Here is a 23,072-nt window from a genome sequence, read left to right as displayed (position 1 = left end):
TACTATAAATTAGAGGGCGCATTTTATACAGCAAAGGCAGGATCATTTCAATAAGAAAGTACAAAAAGGTTACTTTTACGTACTATTTTTGCGCAAAATACCACCACCCCTCTTTTTTTGCGTGCTGTATTGTACTTTTCCTTTCGCATTTAGGCTATGAATAAATACGCTATTTGAATTTATATTTTAGCGTGGCGGTGCCCAGAAAAAACTAAAAAAACGCCACATGAAGTGGCGTTTATTTCGTTAGTCGTAAAAAGGCGACCTTGTTTCTGTTAAATCAATTAAACGAGATGGCCTGCGAAGCATTTGCCCACCATCACGTGAAATAGGTACCCAAGGGAATAGACCACGGCCTTTCGACGGCTCCAATAGGAACAAGTCGGTAGGAATGGAAATATAGAAACCTTTGGTGAAACTGCCTTCGCCATACTCTTCTGAAGATACATCGGTAAATGCCGCATACGCACCCACGATAATGCCGCTGTCAAAGCGCTTGGCATAGTCGATATTAACGCCTTTGTCTTTCGCCAAAAATTGACCTGCGCTTACCGTAATTTGCGTATCATCAAGAAATTCCGGCTGCCAATACACACTGGCGTGACCGGTTATGGCGTCGTAATCTTCTAACCCTGTTTGGCTATAAGGGTCACGCTGTTTCACGTAATTGATATCTATACCATAGGCGACATTGCTATCTACAGGGCGATAGAGCACTTCGCCCCCCACACCTGCGAACATCGTTTCTAGGTAACCTGCATACGCCTGGAAATACGTATCTTCAGCAACATTGTCTTTGTAATGTAAAAATGCCGTGTCTAACCACACATCGTTTTCAGATACATACTCACGTACTCGGGTACGTACACGCGGTAAGGATACGTCTTCACCGTCTACCAAGTAATTAAACTTATCGAAGTTATCAAGTAGCGTTACTCGCGCGCTACTCATAACCGAGAAGTTTTCATTAAACGCATAGCCGCCGTTTAGCAACAACCCGGTTTGATACAAATAGAAATCTTCGGGGTTACCGAACGACTGGGTGAAGAAGAAATCGGCGCTGTAAAAAAGCCCTGACGTATTTTCAGGGTCATACGCTTCCAATACCTCTTTAGAAGGCGACGTTCTTACGTAGGTTTCGGTTATGTCGGCATCTACTGACTCATAGCGCGCGGCAGAGATAAATGCTTCGGCATCTATTTGCGTGTCGACCATTGGCAGGCCGCCGCGGTTATCTACCATGTGATAAGTTTTTACGCTATCAGGCAGTTCTGATGCAGCGACGCGACCCACTCGCTCAATTGCTTCATCTTGATCGCGATATTTAACCTGCGTTCCGTAGAAAGTCGCACTGTCTTCTTTAATTTCGGCATCGGACAAGATAAAACCGCCCGAGTTGTACAAATCGTTATAGAGTCGAGACTTATTCACGTCTTTAACATCAGAAGGGGCGTTTCTACCCATCAGGTTTCGCGGGTCGTCGTCAAACTTGATTTGCGATGCCGTATTCATGTTGAATCGATAGGTAACACCAAAGCCGATGGTATTGCCTCGCTGATAGTTTAGCGAGAAGTCAAAATCTTTGTAGCGGTAAACCGCGCCCACATTCCAGCGTGAGTCTTGCTCTAGTCGCCCAGCTCTGTCACGAGAGTAATCATTACCTTCGAACTCCAGCTTTAAAGTTAGTGGCTCCCAAGGCGTTTGGTACTCTACGCCACCAAAGAACGCTGTAGTACCTTTAAAAAACTGGTCGTAATCGACTTTACCACCACGGCCTGAGAATCCGCCAGGGCGTTCACAGAAGCTATCTTTAACCTCACAAAATGGGTTAGTGATATCGTCGGCGGTTCCTAAATAACCCCAGCCAACACCTAAGTGAAAGTCAAACGGGCCTACCGATTTACTGGCATTTACGTATTCACTTTCAAAAAAGCCAGTACCGCCGAAATCTCTAAAGCCCACGCTAATGTCGGGTAAATAGTAGCTTTCTTCCCACAGCCTAAATTTGACATCTAAACCTTTATCTTTAAGGGTTTGATCGCCACTGAACGAATCAACTTGGCTATATAATCGCGTACGCACATCGGTATAGCGCGCTGTTGCTTCCATCCAGTCGTACAGCTGAATATTGACCGACCAAAAACGGTATTCGCCATTGTCGGTATAGTTAATGGCCATGCCGCCTTCTTCACGAATACGTGCGGTAGGCGTTTGAATAAGACCGTTCCCCCCCTGCACCATTTGAGATGGCGTAACGCGAAGTTGCGTATCGGCGAGCGTGGTAGAAGAAAGTGCGCTTCCAATTACAAGCGCAAGTGTTGTTTTCTTAGAAAGTAGTGGCGCACTCATTGAGGTAAAACCCTATGTACTGCTAACGCGGCAACGCGCTCATTAAGTTGCTTTAGTTTGTCGCTGAAAAGCTCTGAAGAAATAGGTACGTAAACCTGACTGCCTGGCATAAGCTGAGCAAAGTCTAAATTCCAGTAAGCAATACCTTTCTCTTCAATGTTGCCTCTTGGATCAATCACATAGACATGGCTTCTGTCTGCATCTACTGCCTTTTTAACAGTGTGTACTGCGGTATAGACCGAGGTATCGCTTTGATGCTTATAGGCACCTGGTTTTACTACAGCGCCAGAGAAATGCACCACATTCGGTCTGCCGTTTAAGCGAATCCAATACTTACCCGGTTGAAACATAGGGTTGTCTTCAAAGAACAGTCTGGCCCGGTTGTAGGAAATGGGCATGTCGATACGGGTTGACACTGTCCATGACGCCACTTGCTCGTATAAATTCTGTAACGCAACGTGAGTTTCAGAGTCTTTATCAAACTGTGTGAGAAGCGTTCTAATTTGGGACAACGCGATTTCTTTTTCGCGCTCGGCTTTAGGGTTAGTTAAGTCAAACGCAGATGCACTAGGCCAGTACCAGTCGCCGTTATCAGCAACGATAGACAGCGCACTCGACAGTCTTATTGGTCTATCAAACTGATACGTTTGCTTGTTAATCATAATGCTAACGGTATCTTCGTCAGCCAATAGCGACCCCGATATAGTGATACTCAATACCGCAATAAGCGTAGAGATAAACTTCATTATTGCGTCGCTCCTTGCTTGTTCATTTCACGCACAATTCGACTTAGGTAGACCATATCGTATACGTTTCCCTCTGGACTAAATTGCTGCTTAGAGGCCAACAACTCTTTGGAGTACTTATGCAAAAAGTAGGTATTTTCCCACGATAGCCCCACGTCGATAAAAGGGGTGTATTCTGAAAATGATACGCGCTCAACAACCTTAATTACAGGCACAGAGTACCCAAGGTATTCGCGAGTTTCCTCACCCTCAATTCGCCATGACGAGTCTACAGGTATGCCATAACCGATAGTTGCGATATCGACCTTGCGCTTCCAGTTAAATGGCAAAACATTATTCGTTGCCAGTGGATTGTGCTGTAAGTTGCCGGTGTAGTAGATGTCGTTGTCTAAGCCTTCTGTTTTAACGATGATACCGTGGTGCATTGTGAAGATAACTTTATCACCTGATACCCATTTGTATTTGTCGCCGTCGATGTACGCCAAAGCTAAAGAGGCTCCGTCGCGCTCACCGGCTTTTATCTGCATAAGATCGGCTTTACTGGCAGCAATTTCTTCAACAGTATAAGTAACGGTTCTGTCTTTTAAAGCGAGTTTGAGCGTATTGTAATAGGCGAGTGTTGTAGTGGAACACCCAGAAAGAGAAAGGCAAATAAAGCCTAGAATGGCCGATAGAATGTGTAGTTTCATTAAGGTACGCCGACTAAAACTAAAAACAAATTATTTTGCGATACAAATAAAAAAAGCCGCTAATAAAAGCGGCTTTTTCGAATACTCTTAAATTTACTGTACGGTCGGCGCGTAAGTAAATGTAACAGGCACAGTAATTGTTTTAGTTACAGTGCTTGTACCAGAAGTAGTTACGGTAACAGTATTAGTTGTACCAACACATACGCCGTCTACTAGTGGATCGTCGCCTTCACAAGTAGGTTGACCTGGAGTAGTACCACCATTTCCTGGCGCGTCTGCCGAGTTATTGTTAGCAACACCAGCGATAATACCAGCAGCAACAACACCAGTAGCGATTAGTCCACCGCTTACTGCGCCCGCACCACCTGCACCAGCACCACCTTCGCCATCTTGTGCGTTAACACCTGCTGCCATAGTGGCAGCTGCAAACAATGCAATAATTGACTTCTTCATAACAGTCCTTTAATAAAATTACCCACTAAATCCTATACTAAATCATTTTCAACCATTTGACTAGATTGTAATCGATAAATGACTTAGATTTCTTATGTTAGCAAGCCTCGCTGTGCGAATGAAATAGTTTCTTTGTCTCCAACCACAAAATGATCGAGAACAGGCACATCGATCGATGCCATTGCACTTTTGATCTCTGTTGTTAGACGAATATCCGCATGGCTTGGTTCTGCTACGCCTGAGGGATGATTATGGACTAAAATGATCGCGGCTGCATTGTCGATCATTACTTGTTTGATCAATTCTCTGGGATATACCGCCGCGCTATTGATCGTTCCGTTGAACATAGTGCGAAATGCGATGAGTTGATGCTGACTATCTAGCATTAAAAGCGCGAATTTTTCCCGCTGGCAGTCTCTTAATTTGGCTTGTAAGTAGCGCTTAGTATCATCCACATTATTAAACACGTCTTCCCGCTGAAGCTTAATTTCTAAATTGCGCTTAAATATTTCAAAGCCAGCTTGAAACTGGGCATATTTACACGGGCCAATGCCTGTTACTTTAGCAAACTCGTCTTTCGTTGCCGTTACCACACCGCGCAAGCACCCTAATTCATTGAGTAATTCATGTGCTACAGATACTGCGTTTTTTCCTTTAACTCCTTTACCCAATAACACGGCAATAAGCTCAGCATCACTTAAGTTCTCTGCACCATACTGCAATAGCTTTTCTCTTGGCCTTTCACTTTTTGGCCATACTTTTATCGACATATTTGACGGTCCACCAGCTCAGTAAAACTGTGGTTATAATTGAATCTCGCCACGCTGACGACTGAATAAAAGGCCAGTTTGTTCTTTGCGGTAAATAAGCGATGTATAAATACCGTGCATGAAAGAAGGATCTACTTTTGTTCAGCTATCCGATTTTTTATCCCCATGGTAGGCTATGGGTAATTTCTAGATTTAGTATTCTTTTATGTCTATTGCTAATAAAAACATTTTGCTAGGCGTTACAGGCGGCATTGCTGCTTACAAAGCCCCCGACTTGGTGCGAAAGCTTACTGCACTTGGTGCAAATGTACGCGTAGTGATTACCAATTCTGCGGCAGAGTTTGTCAGCCCCCTTTCACTACAGGCCGTGTCGGGCAACCCTGTTCACCAGCACCTTTTAGACCCGGCTGCAGAGGCGGCCATGGGGCATATCGAATTAGCCAAGTGGGCCGACATACTGCTTATCGCGCCAGCTACCGCCAATACACTGGCTAAGCTAGCCCACGGCATGGCAGATGATTTGCTTACTACTTTGTATCTAGCAACAACAGCCAAGCTGTATATTGCGCCGGCTATGAACCAGCAAATGTGGAAAGCTGTGGCTACGCAGCGCAATATTGATACGCTGAAAACCGACGGCGTTACATTTATAGGCCCAGCGAGTGGTGAGCAGGCATGCGGAGATGTGGGTTCTGGGCGAATGGTAGAACCCGTCGATATTGCAGAAATATTGAACAGTGATAGCAAAAGCTCACCGTCAACCTCTCACACGCTAAACTCTCTTGTTGGCAAAAACCTTACTATTACCGCAGGGCCAACAAGAGAACCCTTAGACCCTGTACGTTATATTTCAAACCACAGTTCGGGCAAAATGGGGTTTGCGATTGCGCAAGCGGCCGCGTTGGCGGGGGCGAAGGTGACTTTAGTGGCAGGGCCAGTGACACTTGATACACCTTACAGCTGCGCTCGTGTTAATGTAACCACAGCCGACGAGATGCTCAATGCCTGTGAAAAGCTAGCACCTGCTACAGATATTTTTATCAGCACTGCAGCGGTTGCCGATTACAAAGCTGTGAGCATTGCTGACAACAAAATTAAGAAAACAGGTGATGAGTTAACACTTACTTTTGTTAAAAACCCTGATATTCTAGCAACGATATCCAACAGACAAGACAGACCATTTTGCGTTGGCTTTGCAGCGGAAAGCCAAAATGTGGAAAATTACGCGCGCTCAAAACTCGCTAAAAAGAAATTAGATATGATTGCCGCTAACGACATCACCACAGAAGGTCTTGGGTTTAACAGCGATAAAAACGCCTTACATGTTATTTGGCAAGATGGTGACAAACGCTTGCCAGCTACCAGTAAAGATGAGCTAGCGGGTCAACTGCTCGCTCTTATTGCAGAACGTTTCGCTTTAAACAATTAAAACTAACAGATGCTTATTAAGTGTCGATAATAACAACGATAAATATAAACGCTTTGGCGTAAGCCAACTTAACATGGAGCCCGAGTTGCGTTAACTCGGTAGCGGAGGAAATACTTTCGTCATGCCTGCTGTCAAAAAAACCAATCGCAGAGCGCAAATTCTGCAAGCACTTGCTGGAATGTTAGAAACCAGCCCAGGTCAACGTATCACTACGGCTAAATTAGCGGAAAAAGTTGGCGTGTCTGAAGCTGCGCTTTATCGCCATTTTCCCAGTAAGGCGCGAATGTTTGAAGGGCTTATCGAGTTCATCGAAGAAACGCTTTTCACGCGTATTAATAAAATAGTGAATGAAGAAAAAGATTCACTAACACGCTGCCAGCTTATACTGCACCTAATTTTAGGCTTTGCGGAAAAGAACCCAGGCATAACCCGCATATTAAATGGTGATGCGCTAATGGGTGAGCAAGACCGATTACGTGCACGCATTGCAAAACTGTTTGAGCGTTTAGAAACCCAGCTTAAACAGGTGTTAAGAGAGCGCAAACTGCGCGAAGGGAAAACCCTTTCAGCAGATGAAGCAATTATTGCTAATATGATGATTTGCTACACTGACGGTCGCATTAATGGCTTTATTCGCAGTGGCTTTACTCGTAAGCCTACTGAACAGTTCAACGAACAATGGGCTGCGTTTAAGCAGATGTTTGTTTAAGTAAAACAAACACAAGAGCTACTAAAATGAAAGGCGCATGTAAGTGCCTTTTTCTTGTTGCAGTCAACTTTTGGTAACTGCTTTAGCATCTAGCGTGGTTACTTCTAGTAGTTATTGTTTACTCTGTTGCTCGAGAGACCACAAGCCTGCATACTTATTAAAAGTATACTGTGCATAAATAACGGCGTACAAAAGCCCTCTGCCACCATCTAAAAAGCCAAGCCTGAATACATATATTTGTATGAAAGTGATTAGCCCTCTAAGAACCGCAAGCGGTATTCCATAACTCTTTTTGCCTTTGGCGAATTTCTTTTCAGCCATCAATACTGCGTAGAGTCTATTTTTATACAGCAGGTGCTCAAAATCTCGGATAGAGTAATGATTTAAGAAGCCCTTTTTAATTACGCCAGTCTCACCTTCGAAAAGTACCTTTTCATGAACAATAGCCCCATCAAATCTAGAGCCATGCCTTCTGAACAACCGAGTACACGCTCTCGCAGTTCTACCAAATCGGGTGGGTTTACCGAAGATGATGTTTTTCCACCTCACCTTATAGGCATTATGTTCAATAACGTCTTGATTTAAAAGGCTTGTTATTTCTTGAGCAAGTTTTGAATCTACTTCCTCATCTGCATCGATTGATAAAACCCAATCGCACGCTGCCTTATCCAACGCTCTTTGCTTTTGGATTCCATAGCCTTGCCAATCGGTAACAAACAACTTATCAGTGAATTGTTTAGCTATTTCAACGGTCTTGTCGGTGCTACCGCTATCAAAGACAATTATTTCATCAGCAATGTGTGTTACTGAGCTTAAACAACGTGATATTCGATCTTCTTCATTCTTTGTGATCACAATGACAGAAAGCGTATTCTTCATGATTTAACCCTTAAGTATTGCTATGCGTTATTTCTTTGTGTTCATAAGTGATCTTTAGAAAAGCGCCAAGCCGATATGGAAAGTTCCGTCAGTTTATATTTTGACTATTTTTACTGAAGTCAGTTTCAGCGCGAAAAAGTAGCACTTTCTGTTGGGCTTTGAAAGGTTAATGCCAGCGATAGATCAGTCATCGCCAACGCATAAACGAGCTCGCTACGACTGTAATATCTGCTTGAGAGGAAAAAAGCAGCACAAAAATGCTGCTTTCCTAATTTAACCTAAGTAATCACTACTTACTAAACGTATTCCCAAAGAAGTCGCCGCTGTTCCATTGAGGCTTGTTCTTCTGGTTTGCTAATGTCCAACCAATTTGTGCATTAACCTTTGTGAAGGTTTCTGCCGCATTCCAGTTAAATGGCTGATTAATATCATCGCTAGGCTTGTGGTAGTGCGTAGATAAGAACTGGCCGAACACCTTGCTGCCATCTACGTTAGGATCTTTTGATTTAAGACCTGGCACCATAAATACTGAAGGTACACCCTGTTTCACAAACGCGTAGTGATCTGAGCGTGTGAAAAGTGCCTGCTCTGGCCACGGATCTGGGCTTAGCTCGATATCTGCATTCGCCGCCGCTTTTTCCACAGAGTCTTGCAAATCACTGTGGTTCGCGCCAAAGGCAATAACGTCAGCAAACTCGTAGGTCAGAATTGGCATATCTAAGTTTACGTTCGCCACCATTGAAGTAACAGGTACGGTTGGGTTACGGGCGAAATAGTCTGCACCTAACAGGCCTTTCTCTTCACCGGTTACCGACACGAAAAGAATTGAGCGCTTTGGCTTTTCTTTCATTTCGCTAAACAAGCGTGCGGTTTCCAACATTACCGACGTGCCAGACGCGTTGTCCATTGCGCCATTGTTGATGTTGTCCTTTTTCACGGTTTTGGCAAAACCAATGTGATCAGAGTGCGCAGAGAAAACCACGTACTCATCTTTAAGCTCTGGGTCTGAACCTTCTAGTACACCCACAACGTTCGGGCTTGTGATGGTGTCGTGAACGCTCTTCTTGCTGATATCTACCACGCCATTTAGCGCAAAACCTTGTGGTACTTTGTCAGCTTCAAGCTGTGCGTATACGTCATCAAGGCTTTTCTCTGCACCTTTGAACAGCTTACGTGCAGCCCCTTCGCTCATATAAGCGCCGCCTTTAAGCTGAGAAAAGCTGTTCGCAGGTTGACCGCTGTCATCTAACCACGCCATGCGCGGCGTATGAATGTAGTTCAAACGGCTTTGATAAGGGCGTACTTTCTCGTTTTTAGGCGTAGTAATGGTAATCATGCCAATAGCGCCATTATCTACAGCGTATTTCTGCTTTTGATAACCCGACGCAAAATGTGCCCCTTCCTCTGAGGGGAAGTCACTTGGCTTACCCGCAAGCGCAACGACAATTTTGCCTTCTACATCAAGGTCTTTGTAATCGTTGTGCGATAATTCATCTGCCACAATACCGTAACCTACAAATACCATTTCGCCTTTTACACTGGCATCAGTGTTAAGCAAGCTCGGGCCAGCTAAGTATTCTTTCGGGTAATCAAAGTTTACCGTTTCACCGTTTTGTGTGAAGGAAAAGCTTGGCGATTCTTGTACCAGGTTGGCTTTGCGAAACGTTACGTTCTGCATATAGCCGTCGGTGCCCGCTGGGGTTAAACCGTACTTTGCAAACTCAGTAGCGATGTAAAGGGCCGCAATTTCATGGCCTCGAGAGCCAGTGTCACGACCTTCAAGCAAGTCATCTGCTAGAAAAAACAGGTGAGACTTAATTCGCTGTGTATCAGGGTTGAAAGCATTATCTGTCGATGCGTGGTTATGTGCGGTTGCAGCAAATGTCATTGCCGTCATTGCACTACCTATAAGGAGTTTTTTTATCATTTTAATTTCACCGTATAACTAAGTGGGTACAATGGTAACGCAGATACTGGGCGTAATACCATTAAACTCCTTACGTTTACCATGCGTTTCCTACCGTTGCTCGCATTTTAGGAGCAAGGTAAAATTGTTAGCCAAACGCCGGATCAGATTCCGGGAGTATTTTTATTTTTTAGTGAAGAGCAGCATCCATGTCGAAAGACGATATTCTTTATCGCGTAAAGTTCATCAGCAATGGAGAGCATTACGAGTTATATGTAAAAACCCTTATACAAGGTGCTTTATTTGGCTTTATCGAGATAGGCGACTTTGTGTGGGATACCCACACGAGTGTTGTTGTCGATCCCAGTCATGAAAGACTAAAAAATGAATTTTCAGAAGTAACAAAAACTTACGTTCCTATGCACAACGTTTTACGCATTGACGCCGTAAATAAAAAAGGAACGGCCAAAATTACTAAATTGGAGAATAAATCTGATAAAGTAACGGCTTTCCCTAGCCCAATATATACACCAACGAAAGAGTAGCCGCTGGAGTCTATCCGGTAAAGGTTACCGGAGACCCTTATGTATCGCTATCTATTAGCAGCATTACTACTAATTTGCAGTGCTAGTTCACCGGCAAAAGTCCTTAATGATGAAAGCTTGTATCAACTGCTTGATGACATTTGGCAATACGAGCTTTCCGTTTCTCCCCTATTGGCTTCCCGTCAAGGCGATAACACACTAGCACATGCTTTACCTGATATTTCACCTGAAGCATTAAAAGCCAAAAACGAACAATGGCGTGCATTTCAAAAAGCACTAAGTCAGTACAAAAAAGAAGACATTTCTACCGACGGGTATATTGCACTACTGATGCAACAATACCGGTTGGCTAACTATGTAGATGAATACACCTATCGCTCTCATTTAGTGCCCATTAACTCTGAATACGGTTTTCACGGTGCCATGGCATCTTTACCGAACGTGTCCACATTTAAGCGCGTGGAAGATTATCAAGCTTACATTAGCCGCTTAAATGCTTTACATGACTACTTTGATCAGCAGATAACATATATGAAGCAGGCATTAAAAGAGGGCTATACGCAGCCTAAAGTGGTGCTTGAAGGGTTTGAAAATTCGGTGGCGTCATACATTGTAGAAAATGCCGAAGACAGTGGTTTTTATTCTCCGTTTACCCGCTTTCCTGAGTACTTTACTGCCGAACAAAAGTCAGCATTAATTGAACAAGGCAAAGCAGCGATAAACACGAGTGTCCTTCCCGCATATCAGGCGTTTTACGACTTTATGGTGAATGAATATATTCCTAATGCTCGTGAAGATATTGCTGCCAATAACTGGCCTGATGGCGTAGCGTATTACGCCAATCGCGCAAAGCATTATACGACTACTGATATGACGCCCCAAGAAATCCACGACCTGGGGCTGTCAGAAGTCAAACGCATCCGCGCGCAAATGCAACAAATTGTAGATGAACTTGACTTTGATGGTACGATTAACGACTTCATCACTTTTTTGCGCAAAGACCCTCAGTTTTACGCCACCAGCGCAGAAGACTTATTAAAAGAAGCGTCGTTTATTGCCAAGAAAATGGACGCTAAGCTGCCTTCATTATTTGAATATCTACCGCGAACGCCCTACGGCGTTGCTCCTGTGCCTGACGCCATTGCGCCTAAGTACACCACGGGCCGTTACATCCACCCTAGCCGCGATGATCAACCAGGCTATTACTGGGTAAATACCTATGCCCTTGATAAGCGCCCTTTATATGCACTACCTGCGCTAACATTACATGAGGCCGTGCCGGGTCATCACCTTCAGATATCACTGGCAGCAGAACTTGAAGACTTACCAATGGTACGTCGTAATACTTATATTTCAGCGTTTGGTGAAGGCTGGGGCCTGTACTCTGAGTTTTTGGGTATTGAGGCCGGTATTTATGAAACGCCTTACGACAACTTTGGCCGCTTAAGCTATGAAATGTGGCGCGCATGCCGCTTAGTTGTTGATACTGGCATGCACACTATGGGCTGGAGCCGCCAGCAAGCCGTAAATTATATGATGGAAAATACTGCCCTTTCTGAGCATAACGTGAATACGGAAATTGACCGCTATATTTCATGGCCCGCGCAAGCGCTGTCTTACAAAATTGGCGAAATCAAAATTAAAGCGCTACGAGAAAAAGCAGAAAGTGAATTAGGAGAACGTTTCGACGTTCGCAAATTCCACCGCGCTGTTTTAGAAAATGGCTCGGTTCCACTATTCATTTTAGAACAACATATCGATGCGTTTATAGAAGAACAAAAGGCTAAATAAACATGATCGTTGCATTTGGTGTTATTGGATTACTCATCCTGTTTTTAATTTACTTTGTGCTGCGAGCGCAGAACTTACAGAAAGAGTTGGCGCTGTTGCGCCACTCGAATAAGCAAACGAATAGTAAGGTGACTTATGTTTATCGCAACTTGGTTCTTGTTACAGATGCATTAGAAAAGAACCTAACATCACGTATTGAAAGTGCCTATAAAAGTCGTCTTATCGATCAGGTTCAGTACCAAGCGCTACACCCGCTAATGCAAAACTTCTCGACCATTATTATGGCGTGCTGTGAGAAGGGTATGTCACTAGAAGAGTCGCTGAATAAGGCGTTGCTTAACGAAGATGTTAGCCTTGAAGACATTCGCGAGGTGGTAAAGGCGCTGCCAGGAAATGTACGCATGGTATGGTCAAAGAATACCGCGGATGGTTTTATTGCCTTTTGCCAAATGGTTACAGCAACGGTAAATGGCACTACAGCAAAACCAACGAAAACGCCGACAGCTGAAGGGTAGCGCTAAAACTCCGCGGTTTAATTTACATTATTACTGCATTACCTATGTGCTAGGGTGTTGATCTTTCATGCATTGCAAAGGTTAGCACCCTTAGCCACTCTTCCTCCCATTTTTCAAAGTTTAATCTTCTACCTTTTCAAACTAATCAGTGAGTTAGCATTCAAAACAATGGGGCGAAAGCCTTTTGGCTTGAAAAGGCTTTTTGCTGCACTATAATACTGTATAAAAATACAGTTTATTTTGAGTGTCATGAACAAACCGCTATCTGTGCTTAACAACCACCCGCATATCTGGCGGGCCAGAGAAAAAAAGCAAAGTGAAGCAAAGTTTTCACTAGGCTTTCCGCATCTCGATAAAGCGCTTAACGGAGGCGTTGCGTCTACTGGCCTTGTACGTATAGCTTCATTAACGGGGGTCGGTGAACTTTCGTTATTCAAAGAGGTTATCTGTAGGCACCGTACGCATAAACTTGTCGTGTTTATTAACCCACCAGGGCTGTTACAGTCACCTTGGTTAGAAAATTTAGGGTTAAACGCGCAGCAAGTGCTTGTAGTAAAGGCAAGCTCACAGCAAGAGTCATTATGGGCGGCAGAGCAATGTTTAAAAAGCTCCGCCTGTCATTGTGTAGTGTTATGGAGCAATGCCGTAGGTCAAAAAGCAGCGCGACGTTTACAAGTAGCCGCAACACATAACGATGCATTGTGCTTACTTTATACGCCACAGCAACAGCGTATATCACAGCAAAATACCAACGCTAGTGCTTTACCGATTGCTTTAGATCTCGCTTTGTTAGGGGAGCCGCACACCTTATCAATAAGCATACGCAAGCAGCGCCATGGTTGGCCTAAAGATAACATTGTTATATCCCATCAGTGGACACCTGACAATCGAGCGATCAAATGGGCGATGGCACACAATACGCTTTCCGATCAGGCGCTCCACTCTGTGAGTTAACCATGCTGTGGGCCTATATTCACTGCTATCAACTCACTCTTGATGGCCACAATCAAGCAACTAACAATAAAACGTTGAATAGCAAAGTGCCTGGGCAACTTGATAGCAGCGCAGACTCATCGCTGCCTTTAAGTACACCAGTAGCTGTGTATAGCAGTAAAGCGAGCAAAATAATTCAATGTAACGAGGTTGCGAAAAAAGAAGGTATTGAAATAGGTCATGGGTTAGCTCAAGCGGCTGCGCTGTGCCCTTATGTACACATTTTGCCTTTCAATGAAGAAAATGAAAAACATATGCTAACTCAGCTGGCGCATAGGCTTTATCCGTTGGCGTCTGATATTGTGCTAGACGCTCCTGATGGTTTGGCTATAAGGTTAGATAATCTCAGTCACTATTATGGCGGTCATGAGGCACTCTGGAAAACATTAACTCAGGCGTTATTTGAGGCCAATGTTCGTTACCATTTCGCTAGTGCATGGACAATAGAAGCCGCCAAAGTACTTGTGCTTCACAAACACAATACCTACTTACATGCGCAACAAGAAATTAAACAGGCGCTTGGTGCTTGCCCTCTTTCTACCACGGCGCTTGCGTCAAAAGTTATAGAATCACTGACCAGAGTAGGTATTACTCGTGTACATGAGTTACTGGCAATGCCAGTTCAAGAGCTAGGCAAGCGCTTTGACAATAATACGATTGTGTACCTTACCGCACTTAGGGGGGAGATCTTTCCTCGGGTTACGCTGTTTAGGCCGCTAGAGCACTTCGATAATTTTACGCTGTTACCTTTTGATATAGAAAATACACAACACCTAACCCCTTTTGTGACCCAGCAGTTCGAGCACTTATCGCACTATTTACGCGCAAGAAACTTATACACATCCAGTATAAGTGTGCATATTCATTTTAGAGAAGCACCCGTTTTGGATATTAATATCCGCTCTGCGCTTCCTCAGGCATCCGTTAAAAGCTGGCTACCTTTATTCACACTTAAAACAGAGAACCTTGAGTTACCGGAACCGGCCACCGCCATTGGCGTTCGGTGCCAACAGTTTGAAGAAATAGATAGCAACAATGGCGACTTTTTTAGCGATAGATTTAACGATGTGGCACAAAAGCAACTAATTGGTCGCCTAAACGCTAAGTTAGGCGATCACAGTACTTTTCAGCCTTGCGCTACCAATAGCCACCAGTTTGAATATATGACGGTGTCAGAACCAAACGGCAGTGGCTATTCCTACAGCAGTGATATCACCCCAACCTTCACCTTTGAAGCGCCTAAACCGCTTATTCAACCATCACAGATATGCTTCGGACCGGTACGCCTGCATAGCGAGTGGTGGCGAGATCCCCCTACAAACCGTGACTACTTTATAGCGCAAACGCCTCAAAGTGTAAGGCTTTTAGTGTTTAAAGATGCGCAAAGTCACTGGTGGGTACAAGGTATTTTTTGTTAGCCCTAAGCGCTTAAGATAAGGCAATACCATGAAGTACAGTGAACTCTTTTGCCAAAGCCATTATAGCTTTCTCTGCGGCGCCTCTTCCCCAGCAGAACTAGTAACCACGGCCTCTTTTCTTGGTTATGAGGCTATAGCAATAACCGATGAATGCTCAGTGGCAGGAGTGGTACGCGCTTTCGATGAAATTACACACCAAGGGTTGCCCATTAAGCTTATCGTAGGCAGCTATTTCATATTTGATAAGACATTATCTTTTGTATTGCTGTGCCCAAACAAAGCGGCCTACAGCGAACTGTGCCGTATTATCACTAACGCCAGAAGACGCTCTGAAAAAGGGGAGTATCAGCTTGCCGAGTGGGACTTACGCACCATTCGCCACTGTAAATTCATCTGGCTGCCTAGCGGTGAGGTGAATGAGGATAAGTATTGGGCACAGTGGCTACAGAAACACCCCAATATAGACGCCTTTATCGGCGCGCAACGCCTGCTAGACGGGCGTGACCATCATAGGTTTGCGCATTATAATCACTTACAGTCTACCTACGCTTTTCCTGTCATCGCCTGTACTGGTGCATTAATGCATCATGCAGATAGACTACCGTTACAGCATATTTTGCACACCACCAAAGTGCACACCACCGTACACGAGATAGGAAGAGAAGCGCTAAGCAATGCAGAGCGTAGTTTGCGTACAACCCATAAAATAAAAAAGCTTTATCCTGAAAAGTGGCTGGCTAATACCCATAGCCTTGCCCAACAATTTACCTTCTCTTTAGAAGAGTTGCGCTACCAATACCCTGCTGAACTTGTGCCTGAAGGCTATACACCCACCTCATATTTAAGAGAGCGCGTGGAAGAAGGCATTAAGATTCGCTTCCCTGAAGGCATTACGTCAGAGATAAGGCAAACAATAGAAAAAGAACTCAGGCTGATTGCTGAGCAAGAGTATGAGTACTTCTTTTTAACGATTTACGACATTGTTCAATTTGCCAAACAGCAGCGCATTTTATACCAAGGCCGAGGCTCAGCCGCTAATTCGGTGGTTTGCTATTGTTTAGAAATAACCGCTGTCGACCCAAGGCAAATTAGCGTGCTGTTTGAGCGGTTTATTTCCAAAGAGCGTAATGAACCGCCAGACATTGATGTAGATTTTGAGCATCAACGCCGAGAAGAAATTATTCAATACATCTATAAAAAATATGGCAGAGAAAGAACTGCAATTGCAGCTACCGTTATCTGCTATCGCTTTAAATCAGCGTTTAAAGATGTAGGGAAGGCCCTTGGATTTAGCGAGTCTCAGCTAGACTTTGTGGTTAAACAAATAAACCGACGGGACAGCGTTATTCCTTGGAAGTCCCAATTGGCAGACCTTGGGTTAAACCCTGAAGAAAAACGTGTACAGCAGCTAATTAGCTTAACTGAAGCGCTATTAGGAACGCCCCGACATTTATCGCAGCACGTAGGCGGCTTTGTAATTAGTGCTGGGCCCCTGTATGACCTAGTTCCTGTAGAGAATGCAGCAATGGAAGCGCGCACTATTATTCAATGGGATAAAGACGATATAGAAACCCTTGGCTTATTAAAAGTGGATGTTCTGGCCCTTGGCATGTTAAGCGCCATTCGGCGCGCATTCTCCTTAATCAATAAGCAATACCCCGTCGAGACAAGCATTCCTTTTATCACCAAGCTTGGTGATGACAAGCAAGTATTCGACATGATATGTCGCGCTGATACCGTTGGGGTTTTCCAAATAGAATCGCGGGCACAAATGTCTATGCTTCCGCGGCTTAAACCCCGCCGTTATTACGACTTGGTAGTGCAAATAGCTATCGTACGACCAGGCCCAATTCAGGGGGATATGGTACATCCTTATTTAATACGCCGGCACGGCAATGAAACTATTAGCTACCCATCAAAAGAAGTTGAAAAAGTTCTGTCGCGCACCATGGGAGTACCTATATTTCAAGAGCAAGTTATACAGCTAGCCATGGTAGCCGCAGGGTTTAGCGGAGGGGAAGCCGATCAGCTACGCCGCGCAATGGCGAGCTGGAAAAAAGATGGCAGAATTTTCGAGTTTAGAGACAAGTTAATTAAAGGAATGACGAATAAAGGCTACGACAGTACGTTTGCACATAACTTGTTTGAACAAATTAAAGGGTTTGCAGGTTATGGTTTTCCAGAATCTCACTCAGCGTCTTTCGCAGTATTAGCGTATGTGTCTTGCTGGCTAAAGTTTTACTTTCCCGTGGAATTTTACGTAGCGTTATTAAACAGCTGGCCAATGGGTTTTTATACGCCGTCACAGTTAGTTCAAGATGCGAAGCGACACAATATTTATGTAGAAGCCCCCTGTGTAAACAAGTCAGACACTGAGCACACTTTAGTTACCAAGGGTGAAGATAAATATATTCAATTAGGGCTTAAGCTGATTAAAGGGTTAAGTGAAGTAGCGTCACACAAGATTGTGAAAAACCGCCCGGCAGCAGGCTATACCCATATAGAGCAAATTCAGCATTTATCGATTAAAAGTAACGAGCTAGAGGCGCTAGCGAGCGCCGATGCGTTTCGCACTATTTCCGGCAACCGCTACGAAACACGCTGGCGAATAATGGACACGCAAACACGCCTGCCGCTTTTCGACACTGTAGAGGTGAATACTAAACAAGGCTATTCGCCTTTAAAAAATAAACCATCAGATGCGCAAAATTTACTCGAAGACTATGCATCGACAGGTTTGTCAGTTAACAACCATCCTATTTCGCTGCTTAAACGCCAGCATAAACTCAATGATATCAGCTGGTCTAACACGCTTATTAACAAGAAGAATAAGTCGGTAGTTAAAGTGCTAGGTGCCGTGACCGGACGTCAAGCCCCTGGTACAGCCGCAGGCGTTACCTTTCTTACATTAGAGGACGACATTGGCAATATAAACGTGGTTGTCTGGCAAGCCACAGCACGCGCTCAGCAAAAGACTTTCTTAAAAGCAAAGCTTCTGCAAGTTAACGGTATTATTGAACGCTCTAAAGAGGGGGTAATTCATATTATTGCCGGCAAACTTATCGATAGAACACCCTGGCTGGAAAGTATTTCGCTCAATTCGCGAGACTTTCATTAGGGGTTTAACGCCTTGGTACTTATAGTCTAATGTATACTAAAAAAAGCTATATTTTTTGTAATGATTGGCTTCATTAGGATCGCCAACCATATCAGTCAAATGCATATCGTAAATTTTAGTTATTATTTTGGGGTTTAACATGAAGCGATGGGTTGCGCTTTTATGTGGCTGTTTGGCCAGTATTAATATAAGCGCAGGGAAATACATTATCGGTGCACAGAGCTTAGCATATTTCCCTCATTATGATTTTTCATCTACGGTTGATAAAGGTGTAGCTTGGTCAATATTAGAAGCTTTTTCTGAAGCTTCCGGGCACAAATTTGTTTACGTAAGTCTACCAATTAGAAGACTTCAGCTTGAATTAGCTAAAGGTAATGTAGACTTTGTATATCCTGACAATAGAGGCTGGTATAACAGTATTACAACCTCTAAAGAAAAATACTTCTCTGCGCCAATAACACGCGCATTAACAGGAACTATCGTAAAGCGGGAAAACGCAGGCCAAGGCATAGATAATATAAAACACCTTGCCATGCCGTTAGGTTTTACACCTGTAAATTGGCAAGTGCGAATAGATAATCAGAGTACAGATATCACATGGGTTAAAGATATCCAACAAGGGCTAACCTTGGTGTATCAAGAACGTGTGGATGCGCTCGACTTGGAATATTTTGTCCATAAGCATTCTGCGCCTTATTATTTTGAGCAAGACGCATTTGTTTTAGATTTGACGCTTCCACATAATGACATTCCATTTTCTTTATCTACGCTTTATCACCAAGATATTATTACTGAACTCAATGATTTCATGTCCTCAAACCCAGAATTAATTGCTAATATAAAAGCCAAATATGAAATGACAGACACTGAGCGTTTATTTCAACAACTTTTAGAGCAACAAGGATTAGAAATTGAAGAGGTTTGGAAGTAGGGTGAACGGTTTAAGACATGTTAGATCATTTTTGTTCGCGCTGGCACTTTTTACCCCTGCCATTCAGGCCGAAACCTTTATCGTAGGCGCTCAAAATATTGCGTACGATCCTTACTACAACTTTTCTTCAAAACATGAAAAAGGGTTGGGCTGGGCCATCCTTGAAGCATTTTCCAAACAAAGCGGACATCAGTTTGTCTATCTAAGTATGCCAGCTAAACGCCTTCAAATTGAGCTGAAAAAAGGCAACGTTGACTTTGTTTTTCCAGATAACCCTCGATGGAACAACTCGTTAACGTATAACCTTAATAAAATCTATTCTCCCCCTTTAATCGAGACGTTTTCAGTAACATTAATCAAACCTGAAAACACAAATAAGGGCGTTAGTAGCATCGGAAAACTTGTTATTCCTGATGGTTTTTCACCGGTGAAGTGGAAGAAGCAAATTAGTGAAGGTACCGTAAATACTTTTACTGTTGCTAGCGTATACGAAGGCTTATCACTTCTTCACAATGGCGAAGTGGATGCTATGGACATTGAGTATAACGTAGCCCGACATATTATTCGCCGACACCCTCAAGTTGGGCCATTTAGCGCTGATTTAACCCTTCCCCACAATGCGGTCTCGTTTTCACTGTCTACGCTTAAATACCCCAACATTATTGAAGAGCTAAATGCGTTTTTACATTCAAAATCTGAAACTATAAATAAGATAAAAGAAAAATACGGTATCGAAGAGACGAAGCACTTAATTAAACAATTAATGAAAGAGCAAGAACTTCGAGACAACATGCTTTGGTCTCCTCTGTAAATCTTCCACAAAGTCAGTAAATAACACGATTATCGGTAGTAAAAAGAAACCCCAAAAAAAAATAAACCACTGATATTAAGTACTTTTATCAGATGGAAAACATTTTGCTTATTGATTAGCAGATCAAGGAGCAATTATGAAACAGGTAACATTACTTTTATTTTCTTTTTTTATCGCTTTTACTGCGACTACAGCACAAGCACGGCAAACCGTGAGCGTTGACTACATGCATGGATTCGATGACATTGACGGTATGCGCTTCGCATACCGACCGCTTGAACAAACATTAGCTACAGATTGGTTTGGCGACATAAAGCTTTACTGGGAAGTTAGTGCGGTTGTTTGGGAATATGGCGAGAACGATACGCACAGTACAAGCTATGGCGCGTCACTGACGCCTGTTTTTATGAAACAGATATCCACACTATATGACAAGTATCCTGTATATATAGAAGCAGGTATTGGCGCAAGCTACATTGGCGATCAAAAAGTGGCAGGTAAAGATATTGGCTCTAACTACCAATTTGAAGACAGATTGGGCGTGTTTGTAGAGATCAATAAGAAGCAACACGTTGCCCTGCGTTATATGCACTTTTCAAATGGTGGCTTTAATAACGACAACCCAGGACTAGACTTCCTAAACTTGTCATACTCCTACCACTTCTAACTAAATGGGGGCAGAGTTCTGACTCTGACCCTATTATTTTGTTTCTTCCAGAAGCAAAAAAACCGCCGGTAGGCGGTTTTCTTTTAATGGGTTTTCCGACCTGGCAGTGTCCTACTCTCACATGGGGAAACCCCACACTACCATTGGCGCTAATACGTTTCACTTCTGAGTTCGAAATGGTTTCAGGTGGTACCGTATCGCTATGGCTGCCAGGAAAAACTGGTTTGCAGTAGCGTTTACTGCGTAAAGCTGGTTACTATCAACTTTACTAAATTCTGTAAGCCGTATACATAAAAATGTAGCGGCTTCTATATAAAGCAAAAAACCCGCCGTTAGGCGGGTTCTTCTTAATAGGACCTGGCAGTGTCCTACTCTCACATGGGGAAACCCCACACTACCATCGGCGCTAATACGTTTCACTTCTGAGTTCGGAATGGAGTCAGGTGGTACCGTATCGCTATGGCTGCCAGGAAAAACTGGTAACAATTTGGGAAAGATAATATTAATTCAATCAGTGAGTAACTACTTTTTACTCTATTTGTCGTGCAAAATCATGATTGCTTTTTATCATGACTTTTGCGCAAGGAGGACCAACAGTACATATTGTTGTTTGTCACATCCTATCGATTTACTTATCATTTGCTTACAACGCCAACTTCTCTTCGAAGCCTTTTAGGCGTTGTATGGTTAAGCCTCTCGGGCAATTAGTACAGGTTAGCTTAACGCCTTACAACGCTTCCACACCCTGCCTATCAACGTCATCGTCTATAACAACCCTTCCAGACCTTAAAGGTCAGGGATGACTCATCTTTGGGCCGGCTTCCCGCTTAGATGCTTTCAGCGGTTATCCGTTCCGAACATAGCTACCGGGCAATGCCATTGGCATGACAACCCGAACACCAGCGGTTCGTCCACTCCGGTCCTCTCGTACTAGGAGCAGCTCCCATCAATCATCCAACGCCCACACCAGATAGGGACCGAACTGTCTCACGACGTTCTAAACCCAGCTCGCGTACCACTTTAAATGGCGAACAGCCATACCCTTGGGACCGACTTCAGCCCCAGGATGTGATGAGCCGACATCGAGGTGCCAAACACCGCCGTCGATATGAACTCTTGGGCGGTATCAGCCTGTTATCCCCGGAGTACCTTTTATCCGTTGAGCGATGGCCCTTCCATACAGAACCACCGGATCACTATGACCTACTTTCGTACCTGCTCGACGTGTCTGTCTCGCAGTTAAGCTAGCTTATGCCATTGCACTAACCTCACGATGTCCGACCGTGATTAGCTAACCTTCGTGCTCCTCCGTTACTATTTGGGAGGAGACCGCCCCAGTCAAACTACCCACCAGACACTGTCCACAACCCCGATAAGGGGCCAATGTTAGAACATCAAACATACAAGGGTGGTATTTCAAGGACGGCTCCACACAATCTAGCGACTGTGCTTCAAAGCCTCCCACCTATCCTACACATGTAGGTTCAATGTTCAGTGCCAAGCTGTAGTAAAGGTTCACGGGGTCTTTCCGTCTAGGTGCGGGTACACAGCATCTTCACTGCGATTTCAATTTCACTGAGTCTCGGGTGGAGACAGCGTGGCCATGGTTACACCATTCGTGCAGGTCGGAACTTACCCGACAAGGAATTTCGCTACCTTAGGACCGTTATAGTTACGGCCGCCGTTTACCGGGGCTTCGATCAAGAGCTTCGTCCGAGGACTAACCCCATCAATTAACCTTCCGGCACCGGGCAGGTGTCACACCCTATACGTCCTCTTACGAGTTTGCAGAGTGCTGTGTTTTTAATAAACAGTCCCAGCCACCTGGTCACTGCGGCCTCCATTTGCTTACCACGTAAAGTGTTCACAAACAGAGGCGTACCTTCTCCCGAAGTTACGGTACAATTTTGCCGAGTTCCTTCACCCGAGTTCTCTCAAGCGCCTTAGTATTCTCTACCTGACCACCTGTGTCGGTTTGGGGTACGGTTCATATAATCATAAGTTTAGAAGCTTTTCCTGGAAGCAGGGCATCAACAACTTCACTCCCTTGGGAGCTCGTCTCGTGTCTCGGCATTCTCTTTTAAAGAGCGACCCGGATTTACCTAAGTCACTAGCCTACACACTTTCACTTGGACAACCAACGCCAAGCTTGCCTAGCCTTCTCCGTCCCTCCATCACTGATTATATAAGTACGGAAATATTAATCCGTTTCCCATCGACTACGCATTTCTGCCTCGCCTTAGGGGCCGACTTACCCTGCCCTGATTAGCATGGGACAGGAAACCTTGGTCTTCCGGCGTGGGAGTTTTTCACTCCCATTATCGTTACTCATGTCAGCATTCGCACTTGTGAT

Annotated in this window: 18 protein-coding genes and 3 rRNA genes (1 of these 21 running past the window's edge); 11 read left to right on the top strand and 10 right to left on the bottom strand. The window is 44.1% G+C overall.

Translation table 11 applies throughout. The features are described from left to right. Positions 1-246: 246 nt before the first annotated feature. The 5 genes from MADE_RS00265 to radC all read right to left on the bottom strand — a co-directional run bounded on the left by MADE_RS00265 (position 247) and on the right by radC (position 5,007). Complete coding sequence (locus MADE_RS00265; protein WP_012516575.1) at positions 247-2,349, bottom strand: YjbH domain-containing protein; 2,103 nt, start codon at positions 2,347-2,349, stop codon at positions 247-249. Further along, a complete protein-coding gene (locus MADE_RS00260; RefSeq protein ID WP_015065857.1) occupies positions 2,346-3,095 on the bottom strand; it encodes a capsule biosynthesis GfcC family protein in 750 nt (249 codons plus the stop codon). Before MADE_RS00260 ends, MADE_RS00265 begins: the two co-directional genes overlap by 4 nt. Further along, positions 3,095-3,784 (bottom strand): YjbF family lipoprotein, encoded by a 690-nt coding sequence (locus tag MADE_RS00255; RefSeq protein ID WP_012516572.1) that lies wholly within the window; start codon positions 3,782-3,784, stop codon positions 3,095-3,097. The genes MADE_RS00260 and MADE_RS00255 overlap by 1 nt, the downstream gene beginning before the upstream one ends. Before the next feature lie 93 nt (positions 3,785-3,877). Then, entirely contained in the window at positions 3,878-4,237 is a 360-nt protein-coding gene (locus MADE_RS00250; protein WP_012516571.1) for a hypothetical protein, read from the bottom strand. Positions 4,238-4,329: 92 nt separating this feature from the next. After that, complete coding sequence (gene radC / locus MADE_RS00245) at positions 4,330-5,007, bottom strand: RadC family protein (RefSeq protein ID WP_012516570.1); 678 nt, start codon at positions 5,005-5,007, stop codon at positions 4,330-4,332. A 205-nt stretch (positions 5,008-5,212) separates the two neighbouring features. Here radC and coaBC point away from each other — a divergent pair, with 205 nt between their 5' ends. Both coaBC and slmA read left to right on the top strand, forming a co-directional pair. Then, positions 5,213-6,436, top strand: coding sequence for a bifunctional phosphopantothenoylcysteine decarboxylase/phosphopantothenate--cysteine ligase CoaBC (gene coaBC / locus MADE_RS00240; protein WP_012516569.1), 1,224 nt, complete (start codon positions 5,213-5,215; stop codon positions 6,434-6,436). A 121-nt stretch (positions 6,437-6,557) separates the two neighbouring features. After that, positions 6,558-7,145: a nucleoid occlusion factor SlmA gene (slmA, locus tag MADE_RS00235; RefSeq protein WP_012516568.1), complete on the top strand. Its 588-nt coding sequence runs from the start codon at positions 6,558-6,560 to the stop codon at positions 7,143-7,145. Positions 7,146-7,256: 111 nt separating this feature from the next. Here slmA and MADE_RS00230 read toward each other — a convergent pair whose 3' ends face one another. Both MADE_RS00230 and MADE_RS00225 read right to left on the bottom strand, forming a co-directional pair. Beyond that, positions 7,257-8,024, bottom strand: a complete 768-nt coding sequence (locus MADE_RS00230; protein WP_012516567.1) for a glycosyltransferase family 2 protein — start codon at positions 8,022-8,024, stop codon at positions 7,257-7,259. Positions 8,025-8,313: 289 nt separating this feature from the next. Next, entirely contained in the window at positions 8,314-9,951 is a 1,638-nt protein-coding gene (locus tag MADE_RS00225; RefSeq protein WP_012516566.1) for a M28 family metallopeptidase, read from the bottom strand. 188 nt (positions 9,952-10,139) lie between these two features. Here MADE_RS00225 and MADE_RS00220 point away from each other — a divergent pair, with 188 nt between their 5' ends. The 9 genes from MADE_RS00220 (at position 10,140) to MADE_RS00180 (ending at position 20,719) form a co-directional block, all read left to right on the top strand. Beyond that, positions 10,140-10,475: a DUF1820 family protein gene (locus MADE_RS00220; RefSeq protein ID WP_012516565.1), complete on the top strand. Its 336-nt coding sequence runs from the start codon at positions 10,140-10,142 to the stop codon at positions 10,473-10,475. A gap of 39 nt (positions 10,476-10,514) precedes the next feature. Continuing rightward, positions 10,515-12,266, top strand: coding sequence for a DUF885 domain-containing protein (locus MADE_RS00215; RefSeq protein WP_012516564.1), 1,752 nt, complete (start codon positions 10,515-10,517; stop codon positions 12,264-12,266). A 2-nt stretch (positions 12,267-12,268) separates the two neighbouring features. Next, positions 12,269-12,781 carry a hypothetical protein gene (locus tag MADE_RS00210; RefSeq protein ID WP_012516563.1) on the top strand — a complete coding sequence of 171 codons (513 nt, stop codon included), beginning with the start codon at positions 12,269-12,271 and terminating at the stop codon, positions 12,779-12,781. A 249-nt stretch (positions 12,782-13,030) separates the two neighbouring features. Then, positions 13,031-13,735 (top strand): recombinase RecA, encoded by a 705-nt coding sequence (locus MADE_RS00205; protein WP_012516562.1) that lies wholly within the window; start codon positions 13,031-13,033, stop codon positions 13,733-13,735. Then, positions 13,681-15,192 carry a Y-family DNA polymerase gene (locus MADE_RS00200; RefSeq protein ID WP_232362890.1) on the top strand — a complete coding sequence of 504 codons (1,512 nt, stop codon included), beginning with the start codon at positions 13,681-13,683 and terminating at the stop codon, positions 15,190-15,192. Before MADE_RS00205 ends, MADE_RS00200 begins: the two co-directional genes overlap by 55 nt. A 28-nt stretch (positions 15,193-15,220) precedes the next feature. After that, a complete protein-coding gene (locus tag MADE_RS00195) occupies positions 15,221-18,310 on the top strand; it encodes an error-prone DNA polymerase (protein ID WP_023559470.1) in 3,090 nt (1,029 codons plus the stop codon). Positions 18,311-18,449: 139 nt separating this feature from the next. After that, entirely contained in the window at positions 18,450-19,241 is a 792-nt protein-coding gene (locus MADE_RS00190; protein ID WP_012516558.1) for a type 2 periplasmic-binding domain-containing protein, read from the top strand. Between the two features lies 1 nt (position 19,242). Then, complete coding sequence (locus tag MADE_RS00185) at positions 19,243-20,052, top strand: substrate-binding periplasmic protein (RefSeq protein WP_012516557.1); 810 nt, start codon at positions 19,243-19,245, stop codon at positions 20,050-20,052. A 136-nt stretch (positions 20,053-20,188) separates the two neighbouring features. Next, on the top strand, positions 20,189-20,719 hold the full coding sequence (locus tag MADE_RS00180) for an acyloxyacyl hydrolase (protein WP_012516556.1): 531 nt from the start codon (positions 20,189-20,191) through the stop codon (positions 20,717-20,719). Between the two features lie 98 nt (positions 20,720-20,817). Here the strand turns inward: MADE_RS00180 and rrf (MADE_RS00175) are convergent. The 3 genes from rrf (MADE_RS00175) to MADE_RS00165 form a co-directional block, all read right to left on the bottom strand. Continuing rightward, positions 20,818-20,933 (bottom strand): 5S ribosomal RNA (rrf, locus tag MADE_RS00175). A gap of 141 nt (positions 20,934-21,074) precedes the next feature. Next, positions 21,075-21,190 (bottom strand): 5S ribosomal RNA (gene rrf / locus MADE_RS00170). 212 nt (positions 21,191-21,402) lie between these two features. After that, positions 21,403-23,072 (bottom strand): 23S ribosomal RNA (locus tag MADE_RS00165) (it continues 1,217 nt past the right edge of the window).

The organism is Alteromonas mediterranea DE, from assembly GCF_000020585.3.
In the GTDB taxonomy this organism is placed as follows: domain Bacteria; phylum Pseudomonadota; class Gammaproteobacteria; order Enterobacterales; family Alteromonadaceae; genus Alteromonas; species Alteromonas mediterranea.
This window is presented reverse-complemented; position numbering and strand designations above follow the sequence as displayed.

What these genes read in the sequence shown, in the direction of transcription:
- MADE_RS00220 (WP_012516565.1), top strand. Translation starts at nt 10,140, where the DNA reads ATGTCGAAAGACGATATTCTTTATCGCGTAAAGTTCATCAGCAATGGA.
- MADE_RS00260 (WP_015065857.1), bottom strand. Translation starts at nt 3,095, where the DNA reads ATGAAGTTTATCTCTACGCTTATTGCGGTATTGAGTATCACTATATCG.
- MADE_RS00205 (WP_012516562.1), top strand. Translation starts at nt 13,031, where the DNA reads ATGAACAAACCGCTATCTGTGCTTAACAACCACCCGCATATCTGGCGG.
- MADE_RS00200 (WP_232362890.1), top strand. Translation starts at nt 13,681, where the DNA reads ATGGGCGATGGCACACAATACGCTTTCCGATCAGGCGCTCCACTCTGT.
- MADE_RS00265 (WP_012516575.1), bottom strand. Translation starts at nt 2,349, where the DNA reads ATGAGTGCGCCACTACTTTCTAAGAAAACAACACTTGCGCTTGTAATT.
- MADE_RS00225 (WP_012516566.1), bottom strand. Translation starts at nt 9,951, where the DNA reads ATGATAAAAAAACTCCTTATAGGTAGTGCAATGACGGCAATGACATTT.
- coaBC (WP_012516569.1), top strand. Translation starts at nt 5,213, where the DNA reads ATGTCTATTGCTAATAAAAACATTTTGCTAGGCGTTACAGGCGGCATT.
- MADE_RS00180 (WP_012516556.1), top strand. Translation starts at nt 20,189, where the DNA reads ATGAAACAGGTAACATTACTTTTATTTTCTTTTTTTATCGCTTTTACT.
- MADE_RS00195 (WP_023559470.1), top strand. Translation starts at nt 15,221, where the DNA reads ATGAAGTACAGTGAACTCTTTTGCCAAAGCCATTATAGCTTTCTCTGC.
- MADE_RS00215 (WP_012516564.1), top strand. Translation starts at nt 10,515, where the DNA reads ATGTATCGCTATCTATTAGCAGCATTACTACTAATTTGCAGTGCTAGT.
- MADE_RS00250 (WP_012516571.1), bottom strand. Translation starts at nt 4,237, where the DNA reads ATGAAGAAGTCAATTATTGCATTGTTTGCAGCTGCCACTATGGCAGCA.
- MADE_RS00210 (WP_012516563.1), top strand. Translation starts at nt 12,269, where the DNA reads ATGATCGTTGCATTTGGTGTTATTGGATTACTCATCCTGTTTTTAATT.
- MADE_RS00255 (WP_012516572.1), bottom strand. Translation starts at nt 3,784, where the DNA reads ATGAAACTACACATTCTATCGGCCATTCTAGGCTTTATTTGCCTTTCT.
- slmA (WP_012516568.1), top strand. Translation starts at nt 6,558, where the DNA reads ATGCCTGCTGTCAAAAAAACCAATCGCAGAGCGCAAATTCTGCAAGCA.
- MADE_RS00230 (WP_012516567.1), bottom strand. Translation starts at nt 8,024, where the DNA reads ATGAAGAATACGCTTTCTGTCATTGTGATCACAAAGAATGAAGAAGAT.
- radC (WP_012516570.1), bottom strand. Translation starts at nt 5,007, where the DNA reads ATGTCGATAAAAGTATGGCCAAAAAGTGAAAGGCCAAGAGAAAAGCTA.
- MADE_RS00190 (WP_012516558.1), top strand. Translation starts at nt 18,450, where the DNA reads ATGAAGCGATGGGTTGCGCTTTTATGTGGCTGTTTGGCCAGTATTAAT.